We start from the raw sequence: 14,337 nt of genomic DNA, 5'->3' as shown, positions 1-14,337 counted from the left end.
AATCTAAGACCACTCATGATAATTAAAGATTCGAAATGAGGTCAAAAGTATAGCAAAATGAAATTATTTTGGTATTGTAAATTAAGAAGAGAAGTCGATTTTATAGTTAGAAACTTGATTTGTTTTTTCATTAAGGGAAATATTTTGATAAGGCAGCCAAAAATCAGGTAGATAATGCGAGCTATCTTCTTTAGGATTTGAAAAATCATTGTCGCTAATTTCAAGATTACTCACCTTAAGTTTTTTACCATAATTCGATGGTTTGTAGAATCTATGATTGCAACACTTGATTCAGCTGAAGCAAATTTTTCTGAGTGCGAGTCTGATGAAAACTTTGCAAAACGGTTACAAGAAACGGAATTTAGAAAAGCTAGGATTAACTAACTTAAGAACAGTTCTTTTGTGCTTGTTCTAACTCTATTTAAAGTCCTTAGTTATCGATTTATGATATTATTAATAGTAATTAAAAGGACAACTCATTGATGTTAAAGACTCAGCAAATGAATATATTTGCCCAAAATGAATTTTATAATCTTACGTTTTCAGATTTAAAATTAGAGAAATCTGAAGTTGAAAATAAAATCTTTAAAAATTGTAAATTTGAAAAGATTAATTTTAACGAAGCCAAATTAATTGCCTGTAAATTTGTTGATTGTGAGTTTGTTTCATGCAATTTAAGCGCTATTCAAATAACTAACTCATCTTTTAGTGAGACTATTTTTGCTGACTGTAAATTAATTGGAGTTAACTGGACAAAAGCCAAGTGGCCTCTCATTAGACTAACAAGTCCAGTTCAGTTTTATCGCTCCAATATCAGTTATTCAAGTTTTTATGGATTAGATTTAAAGGAAATCATTATTGAAGAATGTATCGCACATGATGCGGATTTCAGGGAGGGAAATTTTTCTAATGGAAATTTTATGTTAACTGATTTGGAAAGTAGTCTCTTTATGTATACTAACTTAAATTCGGCATCCTTTATTGATGCAATTAATTACACCATAAATCCCAGTGACAATGATATTCGCCGGGCAAAATTCTCAGTGCCAGAAGTATTAAGTTTACTACATAGCTTTCAAATTGAAATCGAATAAATGAGCTAAACTTATTATTACTTTTGCAATATAATGGAAATTTATATCTAGTAGTTTAATTTTTTCTTGTGAAGACAACTTCATTGTACATAAATTCTTAGACAGTTTATATTAACCGCAAAAATATATCCCTTTGATAACAAGATGGCAGTTTTAGGTTATTAGATACTTTATTTTGTATATTGGAGACTATTGTGCTATTAGAAAAACGCTTTGAACGATTTCAGCAAAGATACAAACAAATTATTAATATTAAGGGAAATCATTCTACTGCATATGAAAAATTAAAAGCTTTTATTTTCAGTAACATTACTTACCCTCCCGAAGATATAGAAGACTTTGAATTTTATCTTGATAAGCAGAGAAAGAAACTAGTTTTTAGTGTCACCGGCGGGCTTTATAACGGAAATGCCAGCGAAATTCTCCACTTTTTTAGGCACTATGATGATCAAGCAGAATGGTATTTATTTAGCGATAGAATTAAAACTGTAAGAAAGTTTGAACTTAATCTTGAAAAACTAGACAATAATTTCTTAAATGATTTCGAAGCATTTGTAGTTAATCCGCAACTTAACAGATCTCTTGCACAGTTACCAAGCGAGATGCAAAGCAAGGATTATATTTCACCTATCAATTATAGAAAATATACAGACGTTTCTAAAAAACCATCTATGATTACCGAAAATTTACCTATAGCTTCTCAGAGTTCACCTATAGTTCCTCAAAATAATAAGCTTAATACCTGTTGTAATACACGTACCCTAGCAAAATTTGCAGGCCTATTTGCTATAGGTGCAGCTATCCTGATTTCTAATCAGCTAATCCAAAATCCTGAAAATGAGCAAAAAAATATTTTAAATTAAAAATTATAATACAGAATAGGTTAACTTTAAAATCACACCTAGATTCAACTCGGTAATGTAACCAATTTTACAAAGATTTAACATGGCAAAAAAGAATAAAGATAAAGTTTATCAAGTATATGATGAAATTATTGACTGGTTTGACAATAATCGCAGAAAAGATCTGATTATGGAGAAATTTTATTTAAATTTCATTCAAAAATATCTTCCACCTCGCAGCACAATATTAGATATAGGATGTGGTACAGGAGAGCCTATTGATAAATTTTTAATCGATGAAGGTTATACAGTCATTGGAATAGACGCTAGCAAGAAAATGATTGATTTGTGTAAACAAAGGTTTCCAAAAGAAAGGTGGCTTTTAGCAGATATGCGTACTTTGGATTTGAATGAAAAATTTCATGCTGTTATTGCATGGCACAGTTTGTTCCATTTACCTCAGGAAGATCAGCGCAGCACATTAAAGTTACTAGCTTCTTATGTGGAGCAAAATGGTTTATTAATGTTCACTTCAGGGCCTGAATCTGGCGAAGCTTGGAGTGAAAATGGAGGGCAAGATTTATATCATGCCTCACTTACAATTGAAGAATATGAACAGATACTTATAAATAATAACTTTAAGATATTGGTGCATAAAGTTAAAGATCAAGGATGCGGAGAAGCTACTGTTTGGGTTGCTCAGAAAATCTAACTACACCTATTGGCTAATCCATGGTTAATATATTCTTTTTAAGTTTGATTCTCTTGCCAGGCTGAGCGATAAGTTATTTAGAAATCTTTCAAATTAAAGTAATGTGCAAATGATATACTTAAAAAAAGTATTATTTACTCTGCCCTTTTTAAATATTTGCGCAAGGGTATATTAAAGAAATTAAAAGATAAAGAAATTTCAAGTTAAGTAAAGTGAATTATAATTTCGTTAATAAATTCTCTCTAGGATTGAAATTGATTTTAAAGCTTAAGTATTAAATTCTCTTCTTTTTGAATCCAGTTATTATCAGTACATACAGCAAAAGGTATATTTTTAGTTTGGTCTGCCTCTGAAAAAGGGTATCCATAGATATCGGCTATAACTTTATTTAAATAATGATAAGGAATTTTATAAACCTTGCTTGTTCCAGTAGAATCATTGGGATCAAGGTAGAATACCCACTCGCCACTGTCATTAATTTCTGCCCCTATAATTAGTACAGCATGTCCAATATCTCCATATTCAATGGTTAGTTCTTCTAAATAATAAAGAGGACGAATACCAATTTTGTTACTTTCTAAGGATGGAAGAAAATCCTCTTTAAATTGAAAATATCCTGATACCGCTAAAGGGCCTTCCTTGTTTAAATGTTCAATAAGATGCTCTATTTTATAACAAGGATTCCACGTAGAAATTTTTAAATGGTATTGTTTTACAGCCTCTAAATAAATTAGATTTTGAAAAATTATATACTCATCTGATATAGTTAGATTATCGAATTCAAAATTAGCGTGTTCTTTTATATGCTCTTGCAGAGCATGATTAGAATTTATTCCTAATTCTTCCAGGCAATGGCGAGCATTAGTAATATACTTCAATAAAATTATATTATTTATATATAAACTAAGCTCATTAAATTCAAACTGATTTAAGAAATTTTTCAGCAACTGTATCTCTTCCTCTTTGAAGGGGTCTTCCGACTTTAAGCTTAGCTCTTGATTAATATTTAAGCGTTTTTCTGCTATTATCTTATCTATTTCTTCTTTCTGATACTCAAATTGCAAAGATTCTAGAGAAGCAAGAAATTTTGATGTTATATTCTCAATCTTAACTATATTATTTCGAAATAAGGATAATATCCTTTCAATCCTTCTATAAGGATAATCTTGATTAGGAAAATCTTTACCATATCGGATCCTGAGATAGTTGAGTACATAATACCAACAAGTACCCCCTTTTTGGGCTGATTGGTCCCTAAATAGCCCTAAATTGCTTAAATAATACTTTTTAGTGGGAACATGAATAAATATTTTATTTTTTTTATATTCAGTTAAAAATCTTTCCATTAAGCAAAATTTGCTAAAAAATAAGGTATTGTAACTAAAAATAATTAAGGTTATATTAACTCTGCGGCTATTGGATTTAAATTTTTTCAGATTTATCCTCTACCCGCAGTAACCCAAGCCACGTACGATAAAAAGACAAAAGATTGCTCTAATCCCGATTTATTAACCAAATAGCTGAGTATAATGTTCGCTTAGTTATGAAACAAACCCAAAGCCTCCTACTGTCTAAATTAGTTAAAGAGGGTAAAATTAAAGTAGTTGGTGGAATGCAGGATATTGCGACTGGAAGAGTGACTTTTTTAATTAGGGTAAGGGACCTACAAAGGAAATTAATGAATAAAAATTTCATTCATCACTCTTTTTACTTACAAGTAATTTTTTAGTTAATTACATGATAAAATAGTTAGTTTTAAAAATCTGCATATAGTTATCTAAGCTTTTAGTAACTAAAAATGACGGATAGTCTATGGATATACTATATGTATAAGCTTATAGTCTTAATAGGATGTTTATTCATGAGTACTAATATCGCTTCAACTAATGATAATACAAGCAAACCTTATGGTAATGCATATGATTATTCCTTCCATTCATTGGTTGGACATCAGCCTTTACCCCTTAGTCAATTTAAAGGAAAAGTTTTAATCATCGTTAATACGGCGTCAAAATGTGGATTTACACCTCAGTATGCTAGTTTGGAAAAACTCTATCAAAAATATAAAGATCGAGGTTTAGTAATCCTTGGCGTTCCTTCAAATGATTTTGGCAGCCAAGAGCCCGGTTCAGAACAGGATATTGCTGATTTTTGTCGAGTTAATTATGGTGTCTCTTTTCCAATGGCTGCTAAAGAAGTGGTTTCGGGTCAAGGGGCACATCCTTTTTATCGTTGGGCTAAACAAAAATTAGGATTTGGAAGTTCCCCAAAATGGAATTTTCATAAATATCTCATCAATCGTAAGGGCGAGTTGATTACCTTTTTTTACTCGACTACCAAGCCAGATTCCCCAAGATTAGTAAAGGTTTTAGAGAAAGCCCTTAATGAGGAATAAAAATTTTCTAGGCATCGTAGACTTTAACTTTCGAAGTAAAATTAGTAATAATTCTTTCCTTCCTTATAAAATTTCGAGCAAAAATTTATAGCCATGGACTGTTTATTAAAGGAGGATCTTGTTTGCCCGCAAGATAATTACTCTTTTCACCCTCTTTGGGCAAGGTGAAAATTTTTATCAGAATGTGAGAGATTGCTAAAAATTTAATGTTTACAAATTGTGAGTTAGTACGGAACAATTATGGATACTCTAAGCACGTTAGCATCGATTAATTCATTTGCAGAATTTGAAGATTTAAAATTAACTAGCAACATTTTTGAAAGTACTGTAAAGAAAATTCTTGTTCACCATGATTTACCTTTAAAATCATTAACACTTTTTTCTGAAGGAACTAATATTGTATTTTCTTATGATAGGTTTGTTATTAAACTGTTTCCCCCTTTTCACCAAGACCAATTTGAAAGCGAACGATTAGTTCTCAAAGCACTTGAAGGAAAACTATCAGTTAAAACACCTGTACTTCATTATGAAGGTGAAATAGCTGGATGGCCTTATCTAATAATGACTCAGTTAGAAGGAACGCTGTTAGAAACACTTTGGCACACCTTAGAGCATAATAATAAATTACTTATTATGAGGGAGCTAGGTTCATTAATCAGAGAGGTTCATTCTTTATCAACACAGGGCTTAGAATCAATTGGTTGTCATTGGAAAATGTTTATTCAAAATCAAATAATAGGCTGCCTAGAAAATCATAGAATTAAAAATTTATCTACCACGTTACTGCAGCAAATTCCTTCCTATATTGAAACAGTTAATGAATCCTTACTTGAAATTGAAAAGCCGGTTATTTTAACTGGCGAATACACACCAATGAATGTTCTAGTCAATAATATTAAAGGTGTTTGGCATATTTCAGGCTTAATTGATTTTGGCGATGCCAAGTTAGGTTATTACAAATATGACTTATTAGGCCCTGGTGTATTTTTAATCCAAGGCAATAAAGAATTACTCAAGGTTTTTTTAAATGCTTATGGTTTTTTACCCCATGAAATAAATGCGGATCTAAGTCACCAGTTAACGGCGTTAATGCTTCTTCATAAATATAGCAATTTAGAGATTCAAATAAGAATTCCCGGCTGGCAAAACAAAGTATCTTCTCTAAAAGAATTAGAAAATTTGGTTTGGGGATTTTAATTCTATTATGTGCTTAAGTTAATTGGCTACTCTAATTACGCCCGATCTAACATGGATTGATTTAAAGTCCGAGGAAGGACACTACTATATCATTTTCAACCTGTAATCTTTTTTCATACTCTAGAATTTGCTGATAGAGATCATAAATAACAGTATGAAGTTTTTGTGACTGATACCAGGATTTTTTTGGTAAAGATAGCGGGATACCCTCAGCTAGAAAACGTTTATAATTAGAACTATTTAAAAACACACTAATTATTTCAATGTTAAAAGGAATATCTTCATCAACGGAAAGGGACCACAGCTTTCCTAAGCTCCAATATCTAGATAATTGCTCTGCTTTTTCTTCAATAAAGCTATTCTCGAGATATGCCTTTATCAAGCAAGCTTTTAAAATTTTAATCACCCAATCTTTTTCCTGTAAAAATTCTAATAAATTATTACTTAAATTGAATTTTGTCCTATTTGCATTTTCTTGACTTGCTACATAGTCGCTTAATTTAGATAAATCGAGTTTAAACATAATAAGGCGTCTTACTCTTTACTACCGTTGAAGGTTTAATTAGAAAGTCTATAATTTTACAGATAACTGTCAAGGTAGTATAAGAATTTTATCAATACATCTTAGTTAAAAGAAGATGAATATAGGCAACTTATTTGTTCAAAAGGTCGTGTTGCAAAAAATATGCGATACGTAAGAATAATAATCTCTGGCCGTAGCTCAATTGTACACATGAAATAAGATTAATAAATGATATCTCTTTAGATTCGCATACATCTTGTTTTAGGCTTTTGATTGGTAGTATTTTGAATGTTGATTTTGGTATTATGAATATTAATTAAATAGTTAATGTGCTAAATTATATTTAAAATTTATATGCTTAGTTTGCTCTAACAAACAGCAAATTTGACTAACTGATAGTATGAAATCATTACCAAAACCTAATTTATAATCAGGCTTTTCATACTTATATCCCTTATCGGCAGATTAATTTTAATAATAAAACAATTATTTCATAATTTATTAAAGTATAGAAAAAATATAAACTATTTAACATTTATGACTTTCTCCAGTGTCTTTTACTAAGTTTTATTTAATTAGGTCAGAAACTTTATATTTAAGCTATACTTTTACTATAAAAAATCCTCAATAGTATTTTTAATAAAATGTAAAGTATAATAATTTAAATAGCTTTTGCTAGCTGTATATTAATTATCAAATTTATTAAGGAAGATTCTATTAATGAAAAAAGGGGTTTTCGATAAGCTTTTTTTATTTATTAATTATATTAATCCTCAACGCTTATCAGAAAAAATTCGTAATGAACAAGTTCAACTACTTTATAAACAATTATCTAAATTTATATTGTTATCTGAGGGCTTAGTAGCCACAGGTTTAAGTGTGGCTCTATGGAATATAAGTAGTCATTTCTTACTTATATATTGGCTTTTATACATGTATTTATTTCCAGGAATAAGCCGAGGCCTTTTACTTGTAATTTATCAAAAAAATAAAAAAAAAATTCCTGTTATTTTTGGTTAAATTTATTTTGCTTAGGCGTCTTCTTTTCTGGAAGTGGCTGGGGCTCTGTTAGCATTTTTCTCTTACCAGACAGAGAAATTATTCATCAATTTATAGGGATAATCGTCATATTTGGGGTAACCGCAGCTGCAAATAACTTATATTCGCCTGTTTTTATCATTTATGCCTTTTTTTTAATTTTGTCTTTTTTGCCATTAACTATTTGGTTTTTCCTTCAAGGAGACCTTTACCATTTGCTAGGTTTGATGAGCTTTCTTTATATAGGGGTCATGCTTAGTATTGCATACAATAGCTATAATCTCCTTCTAACTTCATTAGATCAAAATGATAAAATTAAGACAAAATCAAAAGAACTTAAAAATTCACTTGCAGCAACAAAAGCAATTTTAGAATCGACTAACGATGGAATACTTGTAGTAAATTCAAATAATAAGCTTGAGTACTACAATCAAAGGTTTCTAGAAATATGGCAACTTAGCCGCGAATTTGTCGACTCGCATAATGATGATGAAGCTGTGGCTAAAGCCATCACGCAGCTTGAAGATCCCGAACAATTCCTAAAAAGGCTTAAGTACTTTGCTAAACATCCACACTTAGATAGTTTTGATGAATTAAATTTTTTAAATGGCAAAATATTTGAACGTTACGGTAAACCTCATATATTAGAGAATAAGATTATTGGCCGGGTATGGACTTTTCATGAAGTTACGGACCGTAGAAAAATGGAAGAGCAAATAATATTTCAGGCAACACATGATACTTTGACAGGTTTACCCAATCGCTCACAATTAACTAAAAAACTTTATCAAGAGATTAAATATGCAAAACGATTTAAGCTCAACTTAGCAATCTTATTTATAGATCTCGATAATTTTAAAACGATTAATGATAATTTAGGTCATGAGGCAGGCGATATCTTATTACGCCAAGTTGCCAAAAGATTAGTACTTTGCCTGCGTGAAACAGATACCGTGTTTCGATTTGGTGGCGATGAATTTGTTATTTTTTGTTTAATCCAAAACTCAGAGGAAATAAACGACTTAGTTCAAAAAATGCATTATTGCCTGTTAAGCCCAATTAAAATTGGGATAAATAATGTTATTATTACGGTAAGTATGGGTATAAGTATTTATCCTAAGCATGGCAAAGACCCATCAAATCTTTTAAAAAATGCTGACATTGCGATGTATTGGGCCAAAAAGCAAGGCCGAAATTCTTATCAGGTCTATAAAAAAGAATTACGGCAAGGCTCTAAAAGACGTATGACGCTTTTAAGTCAATTACACTTAGCTATTGAAAGAAAACAATTTTCCCTCGTCTATCAACCTATTATCGATTTAAGTAGCGAACAAATTTGCTCTCTTGAAGTGCTCCTACGCTGGGAGCATCCTCAAATGGGCAATATTTCCCCTAGTGAATTTATTCCTTTAGCAGAAGAAAATGGATTAATTATTCAAATAGGGGAATGGGTATTAAAGGAAGCCTGTAAACAAGCTAAAATTTGGCAGGAAACAGGCCTCAACCCCGTGCAACTGGCTGTAAATGTATCAGGCATCCAAATAAGTAAGCAAACATTCTTCAATACATTGGAGCAAATTTTAAAAGAAACAAATCTAGAAGCAAAGTATTTAACTATCGAATTAACCGAAAGCACTTTAATGTCAAATCAACAAACCATCTCAACAACACTTGCAAAACTAAGAGAAATGGGAATAAAAATTTCAATAGACGACTTTGGTACGGGGTATTCTAGTTTTGCTTATCTTAAAGATTTTCCAATCGATAAAATAAAGATTGATAAATCGTTTATTCTCGATTGTACAACCGCCTCTAATTGTATTTCTATTATTAAAGCTATCATTGCCATGGGAAAAAATTTAGATTTGTCAATCGTTGCGGAGGGAGTTGAGACGCTAGAGCAGTTACACTTTTTAAAAATGCAGGATTGCAATGAGATACAAGGCTTTCTCTATAGCCGGCCACTACCTGCAATAGATATCCCCAGAGTAATGAATATAAGTCTAAGTAAAATGCTTGAAAGAAAAGGGTTAATAAAAAGGCAATAATTACTTAATCTAATCTTTTCCAATCTGCTAAATATGAGAAATTATTAAAACTCGCAAAGAAGAAATTCGATCTTTATGGACTCACTTTCAAAAAATAATTTATTTCAGGGATGGAAGATATTTGTAAGGAAAAGAGTAGAGGGAATCACAGAACCCAAAAGTATGAAAAATTTTCTCATTTTTTAGAAATAGAATTGCCAAATTATTTTGAAGAAAGAATTCTGCCTGCAATTGATGTCTTGCTTGCTGCAATGGCAAAAGTGCATAGTCTTAAGCTTGTAACAAGAAATACAAAGGATTTTGTAAATGCTTCCGTAGAATTAATTAATTCGTGAAAATAGTAAAATTTTATAACTCTAAAGCTTCACTATAATGTCTTCCAAAGACTATATTAGCAGACGAAATAGGCATATATAAATCGACGATTAGTCGGGAACTTAATCACAATCTAACCTTTGTTTGAACTCGTTTAGGTTATTGAACTTATAAAGCGAACTACGCCAAAAGTATGCTGATGACCGCCAAGGAGATAAGCCAAAGTATGTAAAAGCGAGTGATGAAATTAAGGCGTTTATTAAAGAAAAGCTACAGCAAGATTGGAGTCCTGAACAGATAAGCGGCTATGCTAAGCGTAAACGATTATCTAGCTTGAGTTCTGAGTGGATTTATCAGTTTATCATAGAGAATAAAAAACATGGCGGATGTTTATTTAAGCACCTAAGATATCGACAAAAGAAGTATCGTAAGCGCTATGGTAGCCCCAAACGTCAAGGTCAGATTAAGAATCGGCGACTCATTGATGAAAGACTTAAAGTCGCTGATGAAAAAACCTGAGTCAGTGATTGAGAGATTGATACCATTATTAGCAGGAATCGCACGCATGCTATTGTTTCAATAGTTGAACGTAAGACAAAGTTTACTCTTCCTAAAAAGGTTAATCAAAAAAGACCACCAAAATGTCAGCCTAGCACGATAGATGCTTTAAAGCCATATTATAATTTAGTTTTATCAATTACAGCCGGGAATGGCAGCCAATTTGCCAAACATCTTAACCATAGATGGCGGTCGTTCAGTAAATTGGCTAGGTCAAGATATTCCTAAAGCCGAAGATAACTATTTACCCAAGCAAAATTATAATTAACTTTTATTCTTCATTGTTACATTCTGTATTCAGTCAGACTGGCTTGTTATGAGATATCCTTAGAATATCCAAATAAAGAAATGTGAAAAGTGCATAGGCAAACAATAACAATTCAAACACTGAAGGTGGGTCAAAAAACTGATTAATAAAACTATTCGATATTTAAACTGCAATAAAATTAAGTCTAAGCAGCATATTAATTAGACTTAAAAGATTACTACTGAGTCTATCTTTTCTAGATAAAATTCTTTTCCTACTACTTCTAGTACGATTTATTTTTGGTAAATTCATTAAGCGAGGGTAAGATTTTCTTTTAGGAATTGGACAAAGCACTTAATTTTAGGTGGTAACTTTATGTTACTTGAATAAATGGCATAAATAGGCATTTTTATACTCACATTTTTATTAAAAAGTACAATAAGCTTATTTTCCAATATTTCATCAGCCACAATATATTCTGGCAATCGTGCAATACCTTTATTTCTTAGTAAAGCATTTTTAATAATAGAGCTATTAGCAGAGACTAAATTACCCTGCACCGTCATAATTTTCACTGATCCTTGTAGTTGGAATGGCCAGTGGTTTTGGACAGGATCAGCAGAATAAATTAAACAATTATGTTGTAGTAATTCATCTGACTCTTGTGGCATGCCGTATTTACTCAAATACTCGGGCGTGGCACAAATAACAAAGTTAAACGTAGTAATTAAACGTGCAACATAATTTTCATCAGGCGAGTGTGTAATACGCAGTGCAATATCTATCCCATGCTGTAATAAATTTTTAACTGAAGATGATGAATCTATTGTTAAGGACATTTTTGGATATTGTTCCTGAAACTTAGGTAACAATTGTGCTAAAAAGGTTGAGCACATTGATGGGGGAGCTGTAATTTTTAAATGACCGTGGGGCTCTTCTTGCGAATTTTTTAACAAAGATGCGGCAAGTTTCTTTTCTCTTACGATATTTGTGCAGAACTCTAAAAATAAAATCCCTTCCTCGGTTAAACTTAAATGACGAGTAGTGCGATACAATAATTTAACGCCTAAATTTTTTTCTAATGCAGTGATTTGCGTACTGACATAACCCTTTGACACCCCTAGGTCTAATGCCGCTTGTGAAAAACTATTCCAAGTTGCGACAAAATAAAAAATTTCCATTTGGTTCAATGTAAACATTAATTGTTCTCCTAAAAAAATAATGTGTTCATTTATAGCTATATTATCGCCCATTTATAGATAGTTTATAATCTAATTAATTTTTAAGAAAGAGGATATCATCATGGCTCTTGTGCAAAAGAAAATCAGAGAGATAAAAAATGAAGGCATTATAGTTGATATGGCTTTAGGTTTTGAGCCAGAAATTGAAGTGCCTGATAAATGGGAATTATTTGATCGTTATATCCAATCAGGATTTACCTATATAGGTCTTGCTATCGCTGGCGAGTTTACCAGTTTAGAAACAACAATACGATATATGGCAAGACATAAAGCTAATATTCAAAGCAAAATTGATAAATATGTTTTTGTTGAAAAGGTTGATGATATTTATAAAGCTAAGCGTCAAAATAAACTTGCTTTGGGTTTTTGGCTGCAAGGTTCAAATCCTCTTGCGAATGATATTAATATGATTGAAACTTATTACAGACTAGGAGTGCGTTCAATTTTACTTTGCTATAATTCGCAAAATGCTATAGGCAGTGGGTTAGTAGAAAAAGTTGACAATGGCTTAAGTCGTTTAGGATTCAAGGCAGTTGAAGAAATGAATCGTGTAGGTATGTTGATAGATTTATCGCATGCAGGTATTAAAACATCTTTAGATATAATAGAAGCTTCGAGAGATCCTGTTATTTTTTCACACTCCAATTCTTATCACGTGGCCTCGCATATACGTAATTTAACGGATGAACAAATTATTGCGGTTGCAAAGAAAGGTGGAATCATTGGTATTAACGGAGCATCTCAATTATTAGGTGGCGACAAATCAACTAGTAAAAAGATGGTCGACCATATTGACTACATAGCAAAATTAGTAGGCACGGATCATATCGCTTTAGGATTAGATTTAATCTATTTTCATGAGATTCTAGCTTTATTTTACGAAAAAGCAGGCGAAGTTTTTTACCCTAAAGGATATCTTCAAGAAAATATTACTGACTCGTTTCAACCGGAAAAAATAGATGAATTAATAGAAACCTTATTAAAGCGAGGCTTTTCTGAACTTGCTATTAAAAACATCTTAGGCGGCAACTATTTGCGCGTTGTTAATCAGGTATGGAAATAAGGGAGTGTTTTAATGACTCTTCACGAGCAAGCAAAGAAAATAGTTCAGAAGGGAATTGTTATTGATGGCCAACTTGGCTTTGAGCTAGCAATGCCCTGAACTTTCGCAGAAAAATGGTCGTTAATAGACCGATATAAAGAAGCAGGTTTTGATGCTGTAACTTTATCAATAGCAAATGAAGAAAGTACTACTGAACGGGCATTAGTATATTTAGCCCAAATAAGAAAATATATTTTTCAACATTCTGAAAAATATATTTTAGCCAAATCGAAATTTGATATCTTACGCGCAAAGAAAGAAAATAAAATAGCATTACGCTTAATGTTTCAAGGAACAGCTCCTATAGGAAAAAATTTAGATTTACTGGAACTGTTTCATACTCTTGGTATAAGCAGTTTGGTATTAGCCTATAATATATACACGCCCATGGGTAATGGCGTTATAGAAGAGAAAGATAGTGGTCTGAGCCATCTTGGAAAACGATTTATTGCTGAAATGAATCGCTTAGGAATGATAATTGATATTGCACACACAGGTTATCAAACCGCGATGAATGCGGCAATGTTAACAACATTACCACTAGTAAATTCACATTCTGGAGTTTATGGCATTCATCCGCATGTGAGAAATGTACATAACGAACAAATCAAGGCAGTTGCAAGGACAGGCGGCGTAATTGGCGTCAATGGTATAGGCGTGCTTCTAGGCAATCCTAAGGCTAGTGTTGAAAAATATGTAGATCATATTGATTACATAGCAAAACTCGTCGGGGTAAGATATGTCTCACTTGGTTTAGATAATCTTTATTTTGCTGAACAATTTAATCAATATATGCAAAACCAACAAGTGACGCATCCAGAAGCTTATGCTAATAAAGCTGGTGATAGGAGTGATTGGCAATGCTTACAACCGGAAGATATTATTTCAATAGTGGAGAATCTTCTACTCCGAGGCTATGTTGATGAGGATATAAAGAAGATTTTAGGCAGAAATATATTGCGACTGATGTAATGATGCATCTAATTTTTATAAAATATTCTAAATTTAGTCAGATTAGCAGACTA

15 protein-coding genes are annotated in these 14,337 nt (G+C 31.8%); 11 read left to right on the top strand and 4 right to left on the bottom strand.

The features are described from left to right. Positions 1 to 81 precede the first annotated feature (81 nt). Positions 82 to 234 (bottom strand): hypothetical protein, encoded by a 153-nt coding sequence (locus ACQUW5_RS13230; RefSeq protein ID WP_444991739.1) that lies wholly within the window; start codon positions 232 to 234, stop codon positions 82 to 84. 248 nt (positions 235 to 482) lie between these two features. Between ACQUW5_RS13230 and ACQUW5_RS13225 the strand changes: the two genes are divergently transcribed. The 3 genes from ACQUW5_RS13225 to ACQUW5_RS13215 all read left to right on the top strand — a co-directional run bounded on the left by ACQUW5_RS13225 (position 483) and on the right by ACQUW5_RS13215 (position 2,648). Next, positions 483 to 1,094, top strand: coding sequence for a pentapeptide repeat-containing protein (locus ACQUW5_RS13225; protein WP_444991787.1), 612 nt, complete (start codon positions 483 to 485; stop codon positions 1,092 to 1,094). A 194-nt stretch (positions 1,095 to 1,288) separates the two neighbouring features. Continuing rightward, the gene (locus ACQUW5_RS13220) at positions 1,289 to 1,957 is read left to right on the top strand and encodes a hypothetical protein (protein WP_444991738.1); all 669 of its coding nucleotides are present in this window, start codon (positions 1,289 to 1,291) and stop codon (positions 1,955 to 1,957) included. A gap of 82 nt (positions 1,958 to 2,039) precedes the next feature. Then, on the top strand, positions 2,040 to 2,648 hold the full coding sequence (locus ACQUW5_RS13215) for a class I SAM-dependent DNA methyltransferase (RefSeq protein ID WP_444991737.1): 609 nt from the start codon (positions 2,040 to 2,042) through the stop codon (positions 2,646 to 2,648). 260 nt (positions 2,649 to 2,908) lie between these two features. Here ACQUW5_RS13215 and ACQUW5_RS13210 read toward each other — a convergent pair whose 3' ends face one another. Beyond that, on the bottom strand, positions 2,909 to 3,994 hold the full coding sequence (locus ACQUW5_RS13210) for a hypothetical protein (RefSeq protein WP_444991736.1): 1,086 nt from the start codon (positions 3,992 to 3,994) through the stop codon (positions 2,909 to 2,911). 515 nt (positions 3,995 to 4,509) lie between these two features. Here ACQUW5_RS13210 and ACQUW5_RS13205 point away from each other — a divergent pair. Beyond that, a complete protein-coding gene (locus tag ACQUW5_RS13205) occupies positions 4,510 to 5,043 on the top strand; it encodes a glutathione peroxidase (RefSeq protein WP_444991735.1) in 534 nt (177 codons plus the stop codon). A gap of 240 nt (positions 5,044 to 5,283) precedes the next feature. Continuing rightward, positions 5,284 to 6,240, top strand: coding sequence for an aminoglycoside phosphotransferase family protein (locus ACQUW5_RS13200; RefSeq protein ID WP_444991734.1), 957 nt, complete (start codon positions 5,284 to 5,286; stop codon positions 6,238 to 6,240). Between the two features lie 61 nt (positions 6,241 to 6,301). On the opposite strand, the gene ACQUW5_RS13195 is transcribed toward ACQUW5_RS13200, so the two are convergent. Further along, positions 6,302 to 6,763 (bottom strand): hypothetical protein, encoded by a 462-nt coding sequence (locus ACQUW5_RS13195; RefSeq protein WP_444991733.1) that lies wholly within the window; start codon positions 6,761 to 6,763, stop codon positions 6,302 to 6,304. 720 nt (positions 6,764 to 7,483) lie between these two features. On the opposite strand from ACQUW5_RS13195, the gene ACQUW5_RS13190 reads away from it, so the two are divergent. The 4 genes from ACQUW5_RS13190 to ACQUW5_RS13175 all read left to right on the top strand — a co-directional run bounded on the left by ACQUW5_RS13190 (position 7,484) and on the right by ACQUW5_RS13175 (position 10,683). Next, on the top strand, positions 7,484 to 7,783 hold the full coding sequence (locus ACQUW5_RS13190; protein ID WP_444991732.1) for a hypothetical protein: 300 nt from the start codon (positions 7,484 to 7,486) through the stop codon (positions 7,781 to 7,783). A gap of 269 nt (positions 7,784 to 8,052) precedes the next feature. Further along, positions 8,053 to 9,849, top strand: coding sequence for a sensor domain-containing protein (locus ACQUW5_RS13185; protein WP_444991731.1), 1,797 nt, complete (start codon positions 8,053 to 8,055; stop codon positions 9,847 to 9,849). 110 nt (positions 9,850 to 9,959) lie between these two features. Next, a complete protein-coding gene (locus ACQUW5_RS13180) occupies positions 9,960 to 10,184 on the top strand; it encodes a PIN domain-containing protein (RefSeq protein ID WP_444991730.1) in 225 nt (74 codons plus the stop codon). A gap of 313 nt (positions 10,185 to 10,497) precedes the next feature. Next, positions 10,498 to 10,683, top strand: coding sequence for a hypothetical protein (locus ACQUW5_RS13175; RefSeq protein ID WP_444991729.1), 186 nt, complete (start codon positions 10,498 to 10,500; stop codon positions 10,681 to 10,683). Positions 10,684 to 11,280: 597 nt separating this feature from the next. Here ACQUW5_RS13175 and ACQUW5_RS13170 read toward each other — a convergent pair. Beyond that, the gene (locus ACQUW5_RS13170; RefSeq protein WP_444991728.1) at positions 11,281 to 12,168 is read right to left on the bottom strand and encodes a LysR family transcriptional regulator; all 888 of its coding nucleotides are present in this window, start codon (positions 12,166 to 12,168) and stop codon (positions 11,281 to 11,283) included. Positions 12,169 to 12,271: 103 nt separating this feature from the next. Here ACQUW5_RS13170 and ACQUW5_RS13165 point away from each other — a divergent pair, with 103 nt between their 5' ends. Together ACQUW5_RS13165 and ACQUW5_RS13160 are read left to right on the top strand one after the other, a co-directional pair. Continuing rightward, the gene (locus ACQUW5_RS13165) at positions 12,272 to 13,273 is read left to right on the top strand and encodes a dipeptidase (RefSeq protein ID WP_444991727.1); all 1,002 of its coding nucleotides are present in this window, start codon (positions 12,272 to 12,274) and stop codon (positions 13,271 to 13,273) included. 123 nt (positions 13,274 to 13,396) lie between these two features. After that, entirely contained in the window at positions 13,397 to 14,284 is an 888-nt protein-coding gene (locus ACQUW5_RS13160) for a dipeptidase (RefSeq protein ID WP_444991786.1), read from the top strand. Positions 14,285 to 14,337: the final 53 nt, after the last annotated feature.

The sequence above is a fragment of the Legionella pelazae genome (genome assembly GCF_052527395.1).
This window is presented reverse-complemented; position numbering and strand designations above follow the sequence as displayed.